This is a genomic window from Cohnella laeviribosi DSM 21336, from assembly GCF_000378425.1.
GTDB lineage: Bacteria > Bacillota > Bacilli > Paenibacillales > Paenibacillaceae > Cohnella > Cohnella laeviribosi.
In genome coordinates this window covers 15,782-34,189 of record NZ_KB899837.1, presented here as the reverse complement: position 1 = coordinate 34,189, position 18,408 = coordinate 15,782, and the positions used below count along the sequence as shown (strand labels likewise).

The window sequence follows — 18,408 nt, the reverse complement described above, 5'->3', positions numbered from 1 at the left end:
GATTGACAAAAGGTCCCTGACGGAGGTTTAGTAATACTGGATTGCGAGAAAAATGCGAAGATGCATTCCGCCAAAGTTAAAGTGATAGCGCTTACCGTCTTGGTTTGAACGGTAAACGATGGATGAGGCATACCGGTGCTGGCCGAAAGGTAGGAGAGTTGGATGAAGCTCGGACGGATCAATACGTTGCGGAATCAGATTTTTACCGGCTTTATGCTCGTGATGCTGATCGTGCTGGCGACGGCCGGAATTTTTACTTACGACAGGGTGTCGGTTCTGCTGCGCAACAGCGCCGAACGGCATATTCAGCAGACCGCCGTTCAGGCGACGGGCAAGCTGGAGGCGCTGCTGGGACAGATCGATACGCTGACGACGCAGGTGGCCACGAATGTGTCCGTGCAGCGGCTTCTCGCGCGTGAGGCCGAGGGGAGGCGGGCGAGCTTCGAAGAGCGCCAGTCGCTGCAGCAGGTTGCCGGAAACTATCAGGCGTATGCGACGGGCATCCGTTCGCTCGAGCTGTACACGACCGATTACCGAAGGCTGTTCCCGCTCGACGACGCAAGCTTGAACAGCCGGGTGCCGGCCGAATGGATCGCCAGGGCGGATCAAGAGCAGGGACGGCTGGTCTGGCTTGGGCTCGATCCGAACGATACGGACGTCGTCGTCGCCATCCGCCGGGTCCGGCTTGTCGAACGCTCTTTTTCGCATGGCGGCTATTTGACCGTTCGCATCGATCGGAGTTATTTCGGCCTTGCCGATTCGTCGGCGGACCGCGATCCCTCCGCCCGGGAATCGATGATGCTGCTGGACGAAGCGGGCCGCACGATCTCGTCCGATTTCCCGTCCGCCGAAGGGGCGGAGGCGATTCGCAACGGGACGGGCCGATACGTCACCGTCGCCGGAGAGAAGTATATCGCGGTCCGGGAGCGGTCGGAGACGACCGGCTGGACGCTCGCCATCCTGACGCCGGTCGATTATACGACCGAAGGCATCTCCGTGCTTCGCGCCGCCGTTATCGTGTCCGGCGCCGTAGGCGGCCTGCTGTTTCTGATTCTCGCGTTCATTCTGTCGACGATGATCACGCGGCCGATCCTCAACCTGATCAAGGCGATGCGCGGCGCCCGGCTCGGCACGCTGAGGCCGAATCCGAGCACGTCTTCCACGGTTGAGATCAACGAACTCAATCACACGTACAATCAGATGGTCGCGCATTTGAACGAGCTGATCGAAGTCGTTTACCAGAAAGAGATCAACCAGAGCCGCACCGAGCTGAAAGCGCTGCAGGCGCAGATCAATCCGCACTTTCTGTTCAATACGTTGGAAGCGTTCTATTGGGCGCTGGAGGATAAAGGGGAGGAAGAACTGGCGCGCATCGTCGTCGCCATGTCCGGCCTGTTCCGCTACGTGATCGGCCGTCCGGACGAGGACGAGTGGGTGACGCTCGGGGACGAGCTCGATCATGCCGAGCGTTATCTGCAGATCATGGAGATGCGCATGGTCGATCGCTTGTCCTGGCGGATCGAAGCCGACGAGGAGAGCCGCCGGGTGCCGACCCCGAAGCTGCTCATCCAGCCTTTGGTGGAAAACGCGATTCTGCACGGCGTAGAGCAGCGCGTCGGGCCGGGAACGGTCATTCTGCGCGCCTGCGCTTCGTCCCGGCCGGGATATACCGTCGTGTCGGTCAGCGACGACGGGCCCGGCATCGACGAAGCGACGCTTCGCTCGCTGCGCGAAGCGATGGAGCAGGGCCGCTCGGTCTCCGGCAGGGGCGCGGGCGTCGGCATTGTCAACGTCCAGCGCAGACTGCAGCTTTATTACGAAGGTCGGGCGAGCGGCCTGAACATTTGCAGCACGGAGGGCCAGGGCGCCACGTTCAGCTTCGAGATCCCAAACGAAACTCGGGGGGGAATGCCGCATGAAGACGATTCTGATCGTAGATGATGAGCCCAGAACGAGACAGGGCATCCGCAAGACGCTGGAGGCATGGTCGCTCGGCCGTTACCGGATCGAAACGGCGTCGAGCGGCGTCGAGGCGCTTGCCTGGCTGAAGGAGAACGAAGCTAATCTGCTCATCACCGACATTCGGATGCCGGAGATCGGCGGTCTTGATCTGGTGGAAACGCTAAGCGGCATGCCGCATCCGCCGGTCGTCGTCGTCATCTCCGGCTATCCCGAATTCGACTACGCGCATAAAGCGCTTCAGCTTGGCGTCGTCGAATATTTGCTGAAACCGATCGACAAGTCCAAGCTGGTTCAGGCCATCGAGCGCGCGCTCAAAAGGCAGGAAGAGCTGCATCGGATCGAGCGGATGGAGAAGCTCGTCGATCCGAAGCTGATCGAAGCGGGAGAACAGGAGCTAAAGCACGGCACCTTCGTGCGCGAAGCGATCCGCTATCTGGACGAGCATCTGGCGGAGCCGGTGTCGCTGCGCGAAGTGGCGGATCGCCTGCATCTGAACGCCAGCTATTTCAGCGTGCTGTTCAAGGAACAGACCGGCCTTACGTTCAGCGATTACTTGACCCGCAGGCGGGTGCAGCGGGCCAAGGAGCTGCTGGCGGGCACCCGTCTGCCGATTCAGGAGATCGCCGAGCGCGTCGGCTATCAGTCGGCAAAATATTTCGCGAAAGTCTTCCGTTCCCTGGAGTCGGTCAGCCCGGGGCAGTATCGTCAAAACCTGGCCGATTCCGAGGAAAAAATCCAATAAAAGTGGTCATCGTCCCAATCCCCGTGACCTTCAACCAAACCCGATCCGGTGATAGCATGTCATTAAAGCGATTACAAAAACAAATTCTTCAACGGAAAAGGGGTTGTAAACGTGTTCAAGCGGAAATGGACAACGACGATGGCTTTGGCGCTTACCCTGGGTCTTGTTCTCGCTGGCTGCGGAAAAAACGATGCCGGCCAGAACGCTGCGGAACCCAGCGGCAGCAAGGATGCCGGCGGAGACAAGGTTACGATTCAGTTCATGCATCTGTGGCCGGAAGGCGTCTCCGCAGGGCAGAACAAGATCGTCAACCAGATTATCGAAGCGTACCAAAACGAGCATCCGAACGTCACGATCAAGCAGGAAGTGCTGGACAACGAGCAGTACAAAAACAAGCTGAAAGTGCTGGGCTCGTCGAACAATTTGCCGGATGTAGGCGTGACTTGGGCGGCCGGATTCCTGCAGCCGTACGTGGACGGCAAGCTGTTTACGCCGCTTGACGACCTGCTGACGGGCGAGCTGAACGGCAAATTCGTCGCGGGAACCACCGAAGCTTACGCGATTAACGGCAAAACGTATGCGCTTCCGCTGGAATTCAACATCGCTCCGGTCTACTACAACAAGACCATTTTCGAGCAAAACGGCTTGCAGGTTCCGCAAACGTACGAACAATTCAAGCAAATCGTGAAAACGCTGTCCGACAAAGGCATCGCGCCGATCGCGCTGGGCAACAAGGACCGCTGGACCGGTTCCCTCTGGTACATGTACCTGGCAGACCGCATCGCGGGACAAAAAGTGCTGGCCGACGCGATCAGCGGTTCCGGTTCGTTCGAAGACGAAGGCCTCGTGAAAGCGGCCAAAGAAGTGCAAGCGCTTGTCGACAGCAATGCGTTTGTGAAAGGCTTCAACGGGCTGTCCAACGAAGAAGCGAAATCGGAATTCCTGAACGGCAAAGCGGCGATGTACCTGATGGGCACGTGGGAGCTTCCGAATTTCACGACCAACGAAGAGATTCCGAAATCGTTCCGCGACAGCGTAGGCTTCTTCAAGTTCCCGACGGTCGAAGGCGGGAAAGGCGACATCAACAGCTGGGTCGGCGGTCCGGGCGTAGGCTTGTTCGTATCGGAAAACTCGAAGGTCAAAGAAGAAGCGAAAAAGTTCGTCGAATACTTCGTGACCAAATGGGGCGAGCAATCCGTCACCGGCGCGGGCGTCATCCCGGCGACGAAGGTCGATACGTCCACGATGGATCTGCCGCAGCTGTATATCGATCTGTTTAACGAGATGAACAAGGCGAGCAGCATTACGTTGTTCGCGGATGTCCAAATGAAACCGAATGCCGCCGAAACCCATCTGAACATGATTCAGGCGCTCTTCGGCAAAGCCGTGACGCCGGAGAAGTTCGCCCAAGAGCATACGGCGGCCATCTCCAAAGGAAACTGACGGTTCTCTGGCATCGATAAAGGGGAGGCGGACGATTCGACCGGATCGGGCCGCCATCCCCTGATTCATTCGGAAAGGGTGCAGCCGCTTTGGATAAAGTATTGTCGAACAAGAAAATGATTGCGCTGTATGTGCTGCCTGCCCTGCTTCTGATATTGGCGATCGTCTATATCCCGATCGTCCTGACCGCCTTTTACGGCTTGCACGAATGGAACGGCATCGGCGCGATGACGTTCATCGGTCTGGGCCATTACAAAACGTTGATGCAAGACAAGGCATTCTGGAGCAGCGCGGGGCATTCTTGCCTGCTGGCGATCTTCTCGGTGCTTAGCCTGATTCTGTATCTGATCGTCGCGATGGTGCTGGCCGCCCGGATCAAGGGGGCGAACCTGTTCCGCAAAATTTACCTGATCCCGATGCTGTTGTCGTCGGTGGCCATCGCCCAGCTGTGGCTTCGGGTTTATCATCCGACGAACGGCATCCTGAACAGCTTGCTTGTTTCCATCGGAATCGACAATCCGCCCGCATGGCTTGCCGAGCCTTCGATCGTACTGTATGCCTTGTTCATTCCGATCTTGTGGCAGTACGCAGGGTTTTACATTCTCATTTACTATGCCGCATTAAAAAACATTCCGTCTTCGCTGGAAGAAGCGGCGAAGATCGACGGCGCGAACGCGCTGCAAATCGCCTGGAAGATCAAGCTTCCGCTCGTGATGGAGGTCGTGAAGGTCACGATCGTCCTGGCGGCCGTCGGGTCCTTGAAATATTTCGACCTGATCTTCGTCATGACGGACGGCGGTCCGAACGGCGCGAGCGAAGTGATGGCCTCTTACATGTATCACGAGGCGTTCAGAGCTTACGATTTCGGCTACGGAAGTGCCATCAGCTTTTTCCTGCTCGTCATCTGCCTCCTCGTTACCTGGGTCATCCGCAAGCTGACCGCCGCCAAAGACACGATTCAATACTCGTAAGGAGGAACGCATCATGACGATCGGAGACGCGGGGCGCCTTCAAAACAACAGCATGCCCGCAGCAAGGCCGGAGATCGGACGCAAGTTCGGTTACGCGCTGCTCTACGTCGTGCTGGTCGCCGTGGCCGTGCTGCAGTTGCTTCCGCTGGTATGGCTGCTGTTTTTCTCGTTAAAAAACAACCAGGAAGTATTCGATCAGCCGGCGCTGTCGCCGCCTCTCAATCCGCATTGGGAAAACTACGCGAAAGTATGGAACGCGGGCAATATCGGCGTCTACTTCCTGAACAGCGTCTGGATTACGGTCGTCGCGACCGTGATCACCGTCCTGCTGGGAAGCCTGGTGACGTTCGCCCTGACGCGGATGAAATGGAAAGGACGCGCTTTCGTGCTCGGCCTCTTCATGGTCGCGATGATGATTCCGGTCCATTCCACCCTCATTCCGTTGTTCAGCATGTTCAGCGAGCTCGGCCTTACGGATCGCCCGTTGTCGCTCATCCTGTCGTACGTCGCGTTTAATATGCCGATTACGATCATGATTTTGCTCGGCTTCTATTATGCGTTGCCGCGGGAAGTGGAGGAGGCGGCGATCATCGACGGCTGCTCGGTCAACCGGATGTTTTTCCGGATCATCCTGCCCATGACCGCTTCCGTGCTCGCGACAACGACGATCATCAACCTGATCTACAACTGGAACGAATTCATCTTCGTCAACACGTTCATCAGTTCGGACACGAACAAGACGCTGACGGTCGGCGTCCAGAACTTCGTCGGCCAATATACGACCGACTGGGGTGCAATCGGCGCTACGCTGATGATCAGCATCCTGCCGATCCTCGTCGCGTACCTGTTCTTAAGCGACCGGATCGTGGAAGGAATCGCCGCCGGTTCGGTCAAGGGATAATGCAATCGCCCCGAAGTCTCCATGTTGGAGATTCGGGGCGATTTTTTTTGACTCGCTTTATTGCCTGGTCCTCGGCGGTTGTCCTGCGGGAACGCCGCTTTCGGCGCGCGAACGGGGGGTGTTTCTTGAACGTTTTCCGTCCGGCTGTGCGAGAGGGAGCAAATGGTGTTGCCGTTATGCCCGATTCCGGTCCGCTGCGCGATTTCGGCGCAAAGGGCCTTTTTTGCCCGTTCGGCGCGCGATATGGCGTTCGTGAAAAGTGAACGAATTTATTTATAATAGTTCACGTAATTGGCATTTGATTTTTATTATTTGAACGATTTTAATTTTATTCGTTCACAATCGGAGGTGGCTTGGATGCCGGCTATCGAACTGAACAAGCTGACGAAGTATTACGGCAAGCATCTGGCGTTAAACCAAGTGGATCTGCGCGTGGAACAGGGCGAAGTGTACGGGTTCATCGGTCCGAACGGCGCGGGCAAATCGACGACGATCCGCATTCTGCTCGGCCTTCTTCGCAAGGACGGAGGGCAGGCGCGCGTGCTCGGCGGCGATCCGTGGCGCGACGCGGTGACGCTCCACCGCAGGCTGGCCTACGTGCCGGGGGATGTCAGCCTGTGGCCGAATCTGTCCGGCGGCGAGGTGATCGACCTGCTCGGCCGGCTTCGCGGCGGTATGAATCCGAAACGCCGGGCCGAATATCTGGAGCGGTTTGCGCTCGACCCGACCAAGAAGTGCCGGACCTATTCCAAGGGCAACCGGCAAAAGGTCGCCTTGGTGGCCGCCTTTGCCTCGGATGCCGAGCTGTTCATCCTCGACGAGCCGACCTCCGGGCTGGACCCGTTGATGGAGGCGGTGTTTCAGCAATGCGTAAGAGAGGTGAAAGCGGAGGGCAAAACGGTGCTGCTCTCCAGCCACATCCTGGCCGAGGTCGAAGCGCTGTGCGACCGCGTCAGCATCATTCGTCAGGGGCGTATCGTCGAGACGGGGACGTTCGCCGAGCTGCGGCATTTGACCCGCACGTCCATTTCCGTCGAGACCGCGTTGCCGGTCGCCGGGCTGTCCGAACTGCCCGGCGTGCACGATCCGGTCGTCGAAGACGGCGGCACTCGCGCGCGCTTTGCCGTCGACGCCGGCGAGCTGGTCCGGGTCGTCCGCTTTCTCGCTCCGTTCGGCGTGCGAAGCCTGGTCAGCGCCCCGCCGACGCTGGAGGAGCTGTTTATGCGGCATTACGGAGAAGGGATCGAAGCGGGAGGAGAACGGAGATGAACAAGGACATTTGGACCGGCGCCGGCTCGCTTATTCGTCTTTTCCTGCGGAAAGACCGCTTGATCCTGCCGGTTTGGGTGATCGTCTTGGCGCTTCTTCCGCTCGGCTACGGCTCCAGCATCGCGGAGCTGTATCCGTCCGAGGAGATGCGGGCGCGCTTCGTCGGCACCATTGCAAGCAATCCGGCCATGGCCGCTTTTTACGGCCCGGTGTTCGGCTCGAGCGTCGGCGCCCTGGCGGCCTGGCGGTCGAGTCTGAACCTGATCTTCGTCGCGCTGGCCAGCGCGCTGACCGTGATCCGCCACACGCGGACGGACGAGGAAGCCGGACGCCGCGAGCTGCTTGGCGCGACCGCCGTCGGCCATCATGCGGGGCTTACCGCCGCGCTGATCGTCGTCTTCTCCGCCGATCTGGCCGTGGGCCTGCTCATGGCCGCCGGTCTGATCGGCACCGGTCTGCCGGCGGCAGGCTCGCTTGCCCTGGGGCTGTCGATGGCGGCCGCCGGCTGGGTCTTTGCGGCGGCTGCGGGCGTTGCCGCGCAGCTTTCGGAAGGAGCCGGAACGGCGCGAAGCATGACCGTGACGGCGCTCGGGCTGGTGTTCGCGCTGCGGGCGGTCGGCGATGTCGGCGAAAGCGGCGGTATGGGCTGGCTGACGTGGCTGTCGCCGATCGGCTGGATGCAGCGCGTTCGCCCCTATGCGGACGAACGCTGGTGGCCGTTCGCGCTGGCGCTCGGGGCCGTCGCCGTGCTGACGGCAACCGCTTACCGCTTGTCGGCGCGCCGCGACATCGGAGCCGGCATCGTTCCGCCGCGTCCCGGTCCGGCGGCCGCCGGGCCCGGCTTCCGCAGTCCGCTCGCGCTGGCCTGGCGCTTGCAGCGGGGGGCGCTGTACGGCTGGTCGGCCGGCTTCGCCGCGCTCGGGCTCGCCTTGGGCGGCGTCGCGAAAAGCGCGGCCGACGGATTGGCCGAAAGCCCGCAGCTGATCGACATTTTGGAGAAGCTCGGAGGCAGCTCCGGGCTTGCGGATACGTATTTTGCCGCAACGATGAATATTCTGGCCCTGGCGGTATCCGCCTACGCCATCCAAGCGGTGTTGCGGCTGCGGACGGAAGAAACCGAAGGGCGCGCCGAGCCGCTGCTTGCCACGTCGGTCGGCCGCCTGAGGTGGGCGGCTGGACACCTGCTCTTCGCGCTCGCGGGCCCGGCGGCCGCGCTGGCGGCGGGCGGGCTTGCGGCCGGGCTCGCCTACGGTCTCAGCGCGGGCGACGTAGGCCGCGAGTTGCCGCGCGTGCTGGCCGGCGCGCTCGTTCAGCTTCCCGCGGTCTACGTGCCGGCCGGCATCGCGCTGCTTCTCTTCGGCCTGCTGCCGCGGCTGGCCGCGCTGAGCTGGGCAATGCTGGCCGCGTTCCTGCTGCTGGGCCAGCTCGGCGCCTTGCTCGGCCTGCCGGACTGGGCGCTCGACCTTTCGCCTTTCACCCATATCCCGAGGCTGCCCGGAGGCGACGTCTCCTTCCCTCCGCTGCTCTGGATGCTGCTCCTGTCGGCGGCGCTTGCCGCAGCGGGGCTGTCCGGCTGGCGGCGGCGGGACCTTCGGCCTTAAATGCGGAAGCCGGCGCGCGCTTGCAGCGTTCGCCGGCTTTCCTTTTGTTATAATAGAAGCATAACGGCCGAGGAGGATGTCGTGTCGCCATGCCCAGGGAACGTGTCCGCAGAAAAACCACCAAGCAGGAAGATCTTCTTAAAGCGGCGGAGCGGCTTTTTTTGCAGAAAGGGATCCGCCAGGTCACCGTCGAAGAGATCGTGCGCGAAGCGCAAGTGAGCAAAGCGACGTTCTATAAATATTTTGCCGACAAAGAGAGCCTTCTTCAGCACTGCCTGGAAACGATCGTCAATTACGTCATCGCGCTGCTCCGGGGCATTCTCGAAAAGGGCAAGCGGGACAAGCTGACCAAAGAAGACTTTCTCCGCATCTTCGACGTGAACGAGTACGAGCGTTTTTTTCAATCCGATTTTGCCCGCGAGCTGATGCAGGATTATCCGGACCTCGTCCGCCGGATGGACGACCGCTGGCAAGGCGTCATCGTTCCGCTGTTCCACGATCTGATCCGCATGGCTAAAGTCGACGGCATTGTCCGCGTGGACGTCGATCCGGACGTGCTGCTCATCTATACGATGCTCGTCCGCAAATCGTTCGCCGACGCCCCGATGCTGCCGGAGAGCATGAGCATGAAAGATCTCGCCCAAAAATTTTACGACCTGTACCTGTACGGCGTCATCGAGCGCGGGACGGAGGCCTAGGGCTCCGGAGACGCGCTTTCCGCAAAGCGGGCGCTATTCATCGGTTTAAGGAGCGATTGATCGTGCATCCGGCTTCGGAATTTCCGGATACGGAGGAGGATAAGGATGAAAGCGCGCCAGTTCAAGAAGTGGGAGGAAATCCGGAAAAAAGGAAAAAAGAAATTCATCCTGCATCATGGCGTCATAGGATGGGGCCTTCCGTGCGGCGTCTTGTTCCCCTTTGTCAGCTCGTTTTTGGAGAATTCCAGCGTTCGGTTTGACCAGTCCTTTTTTTCGTTGCTTACCGCTTCCCTGGTCCTGTTCCCCTTGGGGGGAATCCTATTCGGCTTATGGATCTGGCACGGGTTGGAGCAGGCATACAAGAAAAACATAAATGAGTAGAAGAGGCGAAAACATAAAGCTCGAGCGGTTGGATCATTTTGTGTTGACCGTTAAGGATATGGAAGCGTCGCGCCGGGACCGATCGAATCGGTTTACATTCGCGGCCCGGATGATAACCTTGTCGAGATTTCGTGTTATACTTGAAAAAAACGGGGAGCGCTACGCCCGCTAGGCGGCGCTCCCCGCCGTATTTATATGCAGCGCTTGCCGCGTTCATGAACTCTTCATCCGTTCTTCATCAACCCTTCATGCGAAACATCCGGCAGCTTGATATGATCGGCATAGACAAGTGCGGCCGCGGGCGCGAAGCCGCATGGGCCGCGGTCCTGCCGGACCGTTTTTGTTCGAAGGGAGGAACCATTCATGGATTCGTCGGTTTTCGTTTTGTTCGGAGCGACGGGGGATTTGGCGCACCGCAAGCTGTTCCCCGCCTTATATAATCTTCATCTGGAAGGCAAGCTGCCGTGCGGGTTCGCCATCGTGGGACTGGGGCGCAAGCCGTTTTCGGAAGAGCAATTCCGCGGCCGCGTGAAGGAGGCGCTCGCGCGCTTTTCCCGGCGCGGCGCGGACGATTCGGCGGCGCAAGCCGAATTTTTGCGGCTCGTCCATTATCAAATCCTGGAGGCCGACCGGGCGGAGGATTACAAGCGGCTGCTCGACCGGGTCGAAGGGCTGGAGCGCCAAGCCGGCATTCCCGGGAACCGGCTGTTTTACTTGTCCGTCTCGCCGGACTGGTTCGCCTCGATCGCGCGTTTGCTGAAGGAAAGCGGGCTGACCGGCGGTCCCGGCTGGAAGCGGCTTGCGGTCGAAAAGCCGTTCGGGCGCGACCTGGCCTCCGCCCGGGAGCTGAACCGTTCGCTGCTGGAGGCTTTTCCCGCGGAGGATATCCGCTACGTGGACCATTATCTCGGCAAGCCGATGGTGCAGAATTTGCAGGCCTTCATCTCGGCCAACCCGGTGCTGAAGGCGGTCTTAAACAACCGCTACGTGGCCAACGTCCAGATCACCGCCAGCGAAACGCTCGGCGTCGGGGAGCGGGCGGGCTACTACGACCGCGCGGGCGCCGTCCGCGACATGTTCCAGAACCATATGCTTCAGCTTCTGATGATGACCGCGATGCACTCGGATGTGTATGACAAACAGCGCATACTCGAATCGGCGATCCCGATCCAGGCCCAGGACGCCGCTAACTTCGTCGTGCGGGGGCAGTACGGGCCGGGCGAGCTGGAAGGACGGAAGGTGCCGGGCTACCTGGACGAGCCGGGGGTCGCGGCCGGGTCCCGCACGGATACGTTTTTTGCGGCCCGCTTGGAGCTGGACGACCCGGTATGGGGCGGCGTGCCTTTTTTTATCCGCACGGGCAAAAGAATGAGCGAAAAGTCGACCCGCATCATCGTCGAGTTCCGCGATCCATTGGAGAAATATTCGCATGGGGAGCCGAAGCGCAATTATTTGGCGGTGCGGATACAGCCGGAGGAAAGCGTCGAACTGCAGCTTAATCTGACCGGTGCGGACGGCGGGGCGGCCGAGACGCGGCTTCGTTATTCCATTCCGGAAGGCGAATTGCCGGAAGCCTACGAACGGCTGCTGCACGACGCGCTCAGCGGCGATGCTTCCTTTTTTGCCAAATGGCCGGAGATCGAGGCGTCGTGGCGATGGCTCGCCCCGATTTTGGAGGCGTTCGAGGACGACCGGGTTCCGCTTCATGTCTACGCGGCGGGAACCGACGGTCCGGAGGCGGCGAACCGGCTGCTGGAGCGGTACGGATTCAAGTGGCTTTGACCCTCGTTCGAAATTGACGGAATTTCCAATGTAAACGTCCTCTTTTCGCGGCCGATATGCTATTCTAGGAAAAGATGTACGTACAAGCCTATAAGCTTACGGGGAGGACGTTTGAGCAATGGCGAATCAAGCTTACGAAGGAACCTATCACGGCGAACCTGCGGTCTGGCTGCGGTCGGGGCCGTACGAAGCGGCGGTGCTGCCCGGCATCGGCGCCAACCTGATCGCTTTCCGCGATACGGAGCGGGGATACAACTTTCTTCGCGAGCCGGGGGCGGACGGAATGGAAGCGTTCCGGAAAAATCCGGGCGTGCACGGCATTCCGATCCTGTTCCCGCCGAACCGGTACGACGGGGGCAAGTTTCCGTGGAACGGCAAGCTGCTGCAGTTTCCGGTGAACGAGACGGAGCGGGGCAACCATCTGCACGGCTTTTTGCACACGGCGTCCTGGCGCGTCGAGCGCTTCGGCGCCGACGATGCCGAAAGCCGCGTGACGCTGGCGCTGAAGGTGGACGCGTCGCACCCGATATACCGGTACTTGCCCTTTGTTTTTACCGTCAAGCTTGAATATGCGCTGTCGGACGAGGGGCTTCGCCAGCGGGTGTGGGTGCGCAACGAAGGGACGGAGCGGATGCCCTGCCTTCTGGCGTTCCATACCGCCGTCAATGCGCCTTTTGCTCCGGGAAGCACGAGCGAGGATATGCGGCTGAAGCTGACCATCGGCCAGCGTTGGGAAATGGACGAGCGCATGCTCCCGACGGGCCGGCTGCTGCCGCTGTCCGAGGGAGAGCAGCGGATGCGCGAAGGCGCGCAGTCGCCGTTCTTCGAGGCGATGGACAACCATTACACCGCGCAGCCCCAGAACGGCCGCAACCGGATGGAATTGACGGACACGCGCGCCGGGGTCAAGCTGGTGTACGATGCGGGAACCGCGTACAAGCAATGGATGATCTGGAACGACGGCGCGAAGGGCGGCTTTTTCTGCCCCGAGCCGCAAGTGAACCTGGTCAACGCGCCGAACGTCGATCTGCCGGCCGAGGACATCGGCCTGATCGGCCTGGAGCCCGGTGAGCTATGGGAAGAGACGAGCCGGCTGTACGTGATCGGCTAAGACGAGAAGCCGCCGGTCTGCGATGCGCAGAAAGTCTGAGCCTGCTGAGCCTGCCCGGATGGGCGGGCTATTTTTGCCGAATCAAACATTAAAAAATATATATACTTGAAATAAGTTAGTTTAAGGACTATACTTCGGGTAAGACGTTCAAGCGGGAGGGAAACGCAAAATGGCTCAGCATCACGAACAAGGCGCGTACGCGCGCGGCATTCGCAAAGTCCGGACAGCGCCAATCCAGCAGGTCGGTCCGGGGCATCGCAACAGCTATATCCTGGAGCCGGGCCTTTGGGAAGAGCACGATCCGTTCTTGTTTTTGGCCGAGGACTGGTTCCGGCGCGGTTCCTTCGATCTCCATCCCCACCGGGGGATCGAGACGGTCACCTATGTGATGGAGGGCAAGCTGGAGCATTTCGACACCAAAACGAATCAAATCGACTATCTGCTGCCCGGCGACGCCCAGTGGATGACGGCCGGCCGCGGCGTGATTCACAAGGAAGACCCGGCGCCCGGAGAGACGGTGCATTCGCTGCAGCTTTGGGTGAACCTGCCGCGCGCGCATAAGATGACGGAGCCCTATTATCAAAATTTGCGCAGCGCCGATATGGCGGTCCGCTCCGAGCCGGGGGCGACGATTCGCGTCTTTTCCGGTTCGTCCGGCAAGGCGAAGGCGGGTACGCGGAATATTGTCCCGGTGACGATGGTCGAATTTACGCTGGAGCCGGGAGCAGCGGTAAAGCAGGAGCTGCCGGGGGCGTACAACGGCTTTCTGTTCGTGCTGGAAGGAGAAGGGCGATTCGGCCGCGACGGCACAAAGGGCGAGACGCGAAGCGTGCTGTTTCTCGATTCCGCCGAAGGCCACGAACGCAGCGAAATCGAACTGGCGGCCGTCACGAAGCTTCGCGCGCTGCTGTACGCCGGCCAGCCTTTGCGCGAACCGGTCGTCGCCCAAGGTCCGTTTGTCATGAATACGTACGAGGAAATCGTTCAGGCCTACGAGGATTACCGCAACGGCAAGTTCGCCTGACGCTGCCGGTTCAACCGGTCAAAGGCGTCCAGGATCCGGTGCAGCATCCGGTGCGAAGCTTCGATCCGTTCGGCCTGCGCGCGGATTTGTTCGGCGGTTTGAATGTAGGGAGCGGGTCGGATTTGGTCCGACCACCTCTTAAGCATCGCTTCCATGCAGGCGGCCGTCGTCTCCAGGTGAAATTGCAGGCCGAGGATATGCGGGCCGAAAGCGAAGGCCTGGTTCGCGCAGGCTTCGCTGAAGGCGAGCCGAACGGCTCCCGCCGGCAAATCGAACGCGTCCCCGTGCCACTGAAAGGAATAAAAGCGGTTCGGCAGCCCATCGAGAAGCGGATGCGTCTTGTCCGTGCGCTCGATGGGGTGAAAGCCGATTTCTTTTTGCTTGTTGCGGTATACCCGTCCGCCCAGCAGCTCGGCGAGCATTTGGCCGCCCAGGCAGATGCCGAGAATGGCTTTGCCCGAAGCGATGGCCTGGCGGATGAACGTCTTCTCCGGTCGGAGCCAGGGATACTCCGATTCCTCGTATACGCTCATCGGACCGCCCATCACGATCAGCAGATCGAATGCGGCCATGTCGGGAAAAGGCCCTCCGCCCGAGGGGTCCATGACCGCATACGGAAAGCGTTTTGCTTCAGCCCAGCGGACAATCGCGCTCTCGTCGTCGAACGAGAAATGTTTCAACAGCAGCAGCCTCATCCGGTTCCCCTCCCATTTGAACGTAACGCATGCCTTTTGTCTGTATTATAATGTAAAAATAGATGACATAAAACGAAAAACATCATTTTTATGTCAGAAATGTTGTCAGAGACAAAAAGATTGATTCCTTTCGTGATAATTATTCTCATCGACGGGCATAATGCAAAAAGAAGCCGAAAAGCCCAAAAGCAGGTTTGGCTGCTTCTGGGCTTCGGATTGCGAGGCCGGCGCCGCATGGCCCGTGCCGTCATGGAATTAAAGCTTCGGCTCGAACGTTTTGCAGTCGGTTTCTTCGGAATTGCGCGCTTCCTTCCCTCGATTGCTGACGACGTAGATCGAGGAAGCGGCGCATTGGTTGCCGGCTGCCCAATATTTGCAGGAATTCACTTCGCAAAGCACATCCTTGGCCATCGTTGATCACCTCCGATCCTCTTCTTAGGATGGGTGAAATGCGGGGTGTTCATACCCGTGCGAAGCCGGTCCGCGTTGGCCGGCTTATTTGGCATGAAAAATTCTTCCGCTGCCGATCGCACCCAAGCGCCGGCCCGTTTTCGTGTATAATGGATTCGACAAAACCTAAAGCGGGGGGCTGACGCGGGGTGTATCATACAAAGAAGCTGCTTATGCTCGGTTCGGGGGAACTGGGCAAGGAAGTGATCATCGAAGCGCAGAGGTTGGGCGTCGAGACGGTGGCGGTAGACCGTTACGAAGGGGCGCCGGCCATGCATGTGGCGGACCGCAGCTACGTCATCGACATGCTGGACGCGAAAGCGCTGCGCGAACTGGTGGAAAAGGAGAAGCCGGATTTGATCGTGCCGGAGATCGAAGCGATTGCGACGGCGGAGCTGGTCAAGCTTGAGGAAGAGGGCTATCGCGTGATTCCGACCGCCCGCGCGGCCCGGCTGACGATGGACCGCGAGGGCATCCGGCGGCTGGCTGCGGAGAAGCTCGGGCTGCCGACGGCCCGTTACCGTTTTGCCGACACGTACGAGGAGTTTGCCGCCGCCGTGCGCGAGATGGGATTTCCGTGCGTCGTCAAGCCGCTGATGAGTTCCTCCGGCAAGGGCCAGAGCGTCTGCCGTTCCGAAGCCGAAATCGCGGAAAGCTGGCGCATCGCGATGGAGGGAGGCCGGGTTCAGCAGGGCCGGGTGATCGTGGAGGAATTTATCCGCTTCGATTCGGAAATTACGCTGTTGACCGTCCGTTCCGTGAACGGAACGCAGTTCTGCGCCCCGATCGGCCATATTCAGCAGGACGGGGACTATATCGAATCGTGGCAGCGGCATGCCATGACCGAAGGGCAGCTTGAGGAAGCCAAGCGCATCGCCCGCGCCGTCACGGACGAGCTGGGCGGAGCGGGGCTGTTCGGCGTGGAGCTGTTCCTGGCCGGGGATAAGGTGTATTTCAGCGAAGTGTCGCCGCGTCCGCACGATACCGGGCTGGTCACGCTGGTCAGCCAGAACCTGTCCGAATTTGCGCTGCACGTGCGGGCCATTCTCGGGCTGCCGATTCCGGAGATCAAGCTGGTGTCCTGCGGGGCGAGCCGTCCGCTCAAGGCGGCGCGCGAGCTTGGCGAATACCGGATCACGGGAGCCGAAGAGGCGCTCGCGGTTGAGGATACGCAGCTTCGGATATTCGGCAAGCCCGTCACGAAAGCAGGCCGCCGCATGGCTGTCGCGCTGGCGACGGCGGAGACGGTGGAGAAAGCGCGCGAGCGCGCCGGCGCCGCGCACGCAAAGCTGTCGGTCGAGGAAGCCTGACCGACCCGAAGCGCGGCTTACGCGACATAAGGCGCGCTAAAGCTGCGGCAACTGGAGGTGGCAACGATGACGATCAGCAGCCGTTTTGCCGTCGCGGCTCATATTTTGTCGCTGCTCGATATGTTCAAGGATAGCCGGCTGACGTCGGAGATGATCGCGGGCAGCGTCAACACCAATCCGGTGGTGATCCGGCGTATTATGGGCATGCTGAACAAAGCCGGCCTGGTCCGCACGAGCGCGGGCGTGGCGGGAGCGAAGCTGGCGCGGCCCATGAGCGAGATCACGCTGCTCGACGTCTACAGGGCCGTCCAGGGGGAGCAGGAGGGCTTGTTCGCCATGCACGAGAATCCGAACCCGGAATGTCCGGTCGGCCGCAATATCCAGGGCGCGCTGGAGACCGCGTTCCGCCGGGCGCAAGCCGCTATGGAAGGCGAACTGGCCAAGGTGACGATGGCGGACATCAGCCTGGATATCTTGCGCAATGGCGCTGAAAATCATTGATTCAAGCCCGCCGTTAAGCGATAATAAAGTGGATTCCCCCATGATTTTACGGCAAAGCGAACGGCAGAGCCGGCTTTGTTTATGCATATAAGGAGGACCAATCATGCGCTATATCAGTACCCGCGGCAAAGTCGGGAAGATCGGGTTCGTCGACGCGTTTCTGATGGGGCTCGGCGATGACGGAGGCCTGCTCGTTCCGGAGGAAATCCCCGTCGTTCCCGCAGCGAAGCTGAAGGAATGGGAAACGCTGAGCTATAAGGAACTCATGTTGAATATTTTTTCCTATTATACGAATGACGAAATTCCGCAGGACGACCTGAAGGCGATGGCGGAAGCAAGCTACTCCACGTTCCGCGATCCGGAAGTCACGCCGGTGCGCAAGCTGAGCGACAGCTTGTATCTGCTGGAGCTGTTCCACGGTCCGACCTTTGCGTTCAAGGACATCGCCCTGCAGTTTATGGGCCAGTTGTACGCATATGTAGCGGCCAAGCGCAATTTGCAAATCCATATTCTCGGGGCGACTTCGGGCGACACCGGGGCGTCCGCCATCGAGGGCGTGCGGGGCAAGGAAGGCATCAAAATCTGCATTTTGCATCCGCATCAGAAGGTCAGCAAAGTGCAGGAGCTGCAGATGACGACCGTTCAGGACGACAATGTGCTCAACCTGTCCGTCCACGGTAACTTCGACGATTGCCAGGGCTTGATCAAGGAGCTGTTTGCGGACCTGGACTTCAAAGCGAGAAACCGCCTGTGCGCGATCAACTCGATCAATTTCGTCCGGATTTTGGCCCAAACGGTCTATTATTTCTATGCTTATTTCCAAGTGAAAAAACAAACGGGCGCGGAAACGGTCGATTTCAGCGTGCCGACGGGCAACTTCGGCGACATTTTCGCGGGCTATCTGGCCAAACGGATGGGACTGCCGGTGCGCAAGCTGATTATCGCGACCAACGAGAACAATATTCTGGAACGCTTCATTCGCGGCGGCCTCTACAAGCCGGGCGATTTCAAGACCACGTACAGCCCGTCGATGGACATTCAGGTGGCCAGCAACTTCGAACGCTACCTGTATTACCTTTTCGGCGAAAATCCGGCCAAAGTGGCGGAACTGATGGAAGGGTTCAAACGCGAAGGGAAAATCGAGGTCGGCTCCGATATTCTCTCCCGGGCGCAAAGCGAGTTCGACGCCTATGGCGTAGACGGAGACGAGTGCCTGGCGACGATCAAAAAGTATTACGCGCAAGGGCAAGGCTACCTGCTTGATCCCCATTCGTCCTGCGGCGTCGCCGCGGCGGAGCGCTGCGGCGGCGACGGCGTCGTATGCATCTCGCTGGCCACCGCGCACCCTGCGAAATTCGACGAGGCGATCCGGCTGTGCGGGATCGAGCAGACGTTCCCCGACGCGATCGCGAAGCTGTTCGACAAGCCGCAGCGTCAAAAGGTCGTCAACGCGTCCCTGGAAGAAGTGGCGCGCGAGCTGGAGACGTTCTACAACGCTTGACGGGCGGTGCGAAACGGAGCAAAAGGCAACAAAAACGGTTGGTCAGAACGCATTGTTCGTTCTGAC

Annotated in this window: 17 protein-coding genes; 15 read left to right on the top strand and 2 right to left on the bottom strand. The window is 59.9% G+C overall.

The window, feature by feature from the left end:
- The first annotated feature begins 162 nt into the window (after positions 1–162).
- From F560_RS0116745 to F560_RS0116680, 12 genes are all read left to right on the top strand, one after another.
- Positions 163–1,941 (top strand): cache domain-containing sensor histidine kinase, encoded by a 1,779-nt coding sequence (locus tag F560_RS0116745; protein WP_019006914.1) that lies wholly within the window; start codon positions 163–165, stop codon positions 1,939–1,941.
- Complete coding sequence (locus F560_RS0116740; protein ID WP_019006913.1) at positions 1,916–2,704, top strand: response regulator transcription factor; 789 nt, start codon at positions 1,916–1,918, stop codon at positions 2,702–2,704. The genes F560_RS0116745 and F560_RS0116740 overlap by 26 nt, the downstream gene beginning before the upstream one ends.
- Positions 2,705–2,815: 111 nt before the next feature.
- Positions 2,816–4,147, top strand: coding sequence for an extracellular solute-binding protein (locus F560_RS0116735; protein WP_019006912.1), 1,332 nt, complete (start codon positions 2,816–2,818; stop codon positions 4,145–4,147).
- 89 nt (positions 4,148–4,236) lie between these two features.
- The gene (locus F560_RS0116730; protein ID WP_019006911.1) at positions 4,237–5,118 is read left to right on the top strand and encodes a carbohydrate ABC transporter permease; all 882 of its coding nucleotides are present in this window, start codon (positions 4,237–4,239) and stop codon (positions 5,116–5,118) included.
- 13 nt (positions 5,119–5,131) lie between these two features.
- Positions 5,132–6,019: a carbohydrate ABC transporter permease gene (locus tag F560_RS0116725; RefSeq protein WP_019006910.1), complete on the top strand. Its 888-nt coding sequence runs from the start codon at positions 5,132–5,134 to the stop codon at positions 6,017–6,019.
- A 357-nt stretch (positions 6,020–6,376) separates the two neighbouring features.
- Positions 6,377–7,288 (top strand): ABC transporter ATP-binding protein, encoded by a 912-nt coding sequence (locus F560_RS0116715; protein ID WP_019006908.1) that lies wholly within the window; start codon positions 6,377–6,379, stop codon positions 7,286–7,288.
- Positions 7,285–8,889, top strand: coding sequence for an ABC transporter permease (locus tag F560_RS0116710; protein WP_019006907.1), 1,605 nt, complete (start codon positions 7,285–7,287; stop codon positions 8,887–8,889). Before F560_RS0116715 ends, F560_RS0116710 begins: the two co-directional genes overlap by 4 nt.
- 89 nt (positions 8,890–8,978) lie before the next feature.
- Positions 8,979–9,587 carry a TetR/AcrR family transcriptional regulator gene (locus F560_RS0116705; protein ID WP_019006906.1) on the top strand — a complete coding sequence of 203 codons (609 nt, stop codon included), beginning with the start codon at positions 8,979–8,981 and terminating at the stop codon, positions 9,585–9,587.
- A 62-nt stretch (positions 9,588–9,649) separates the two neighbouring features.
- On the top strand, positions 9,650–9,847 hold the full coding sequence (locus F560_RS25650) for a hypothetical protein (RefSeq protein ID WP_156829031.1): 198 nt from the start codon (positions 9,650–9,652) through the stop codon (positions 9,845–9,847).
- 484 nt (positions 9,848–10,331) lie between these two features.
- Positions 10,332–11,750, top strand: coding sequence for a glucose-6-phosphate dehydrogenase (gene zwf, locus F560_RS0116690; protein ID WP_019006903.1), 1,419 nt, complete (start codon positions 10,332–10,334; stop codon positions 11,748–11,750).
- Positions 11,751–11,868: 118 nt separating this feature from the next.
- Positions 11,869–12,861, top strand: coding sequence for an aldose 1-epimerase (locus F560_RS0116685; RefSeq protein WP_019006902.1), 993 nt, complete (start codon positions 11,869–11,871; stop codon positions 12,859–12,861).
- Positions 12,862–13,030: 169 nt separating this feature from the next.
- Positions 13,031–13,885 carry a pirin family protein gene (locus F560_RS0116680; protein WP_019006901.1) on the top strand — a complete coding sequence of 285 codons (855 nt, stop codon included), beginning with the start codon at positions 13,031–13,033 and terminating at the stop codon, positions 13,883–13,885.
- Here F560_RS0116680 and F560_RS0116675 read toward each other — a convergent pair.
- The gene (locus F560_RS0116675; protein ID WP_019006900.1) at positions 13,861–14,580 is read right to left on the bottom strand and encodes a type 1 glutamine amidotransferase; all 720 of its coding nucleotides are present in this window, start codon (positions 14,578–14,580) and stop codon (positions 13,861–13,863) included. The genes F560_RS0116680 and F560_RS0116675 overlap by 25 nt on opposite strands.
- Positions 14,581–14,835: 255 nt before the next feature.
- Entirely contained in the window at positions 14,836–14,991 is a 156-nt protein-coding gene (locus F560_RS25120; protein WP_019006899.1) for a DUF1540 domain-containing protein, read from the bottom strand.
- Between the two features lie 188 nt (positions 14,992–15,179).
- Between F560_RS25120 and purT the strand changes: the two genes are divergently transcribed.
- From purT to thrC, 3 genes are all read left to right on the top strand, one after another.
- On the top strand, positions 15,180–16,340 hold the full coding sequence (purT, locus tag F560_RS0116665) for a formate-dependent phosphoribosylglycinamide formyltransferase (RefSeq protein WP_019006898.1): 1,161 nt from the start codon (positions 15,180–15,182) through the stop codon (positions 16,338–16,340).
- A 66-nt stretch (positions 16,341–16,406) separates the two neighbouring features.
- Positions 16,407–16,841, top strand: a complete 435-nt coding sequence (locus F560_RS0116660) for an Rrf2 family transcriptional regulator (protein WP_019006897.1) — start codon at positions 16,407–16,409, stop codon at positions 16,839–16,841.
- Between the two features lie 103 nt (positions 16,842–16,944).
- On the top strand, positions 16,945–18,342 hold the full coding sequence (gene thrC / locus F560_RS0116655) for a threonine synthase (RefSeq protein ID WP_019006896.1): 1,398 nt from the start codon (positions 16,945–16,947) through the stop codon (positions 18,340–18,342).
- Positions 18,343–18,408: the final 66 nt, after the last annotated feature.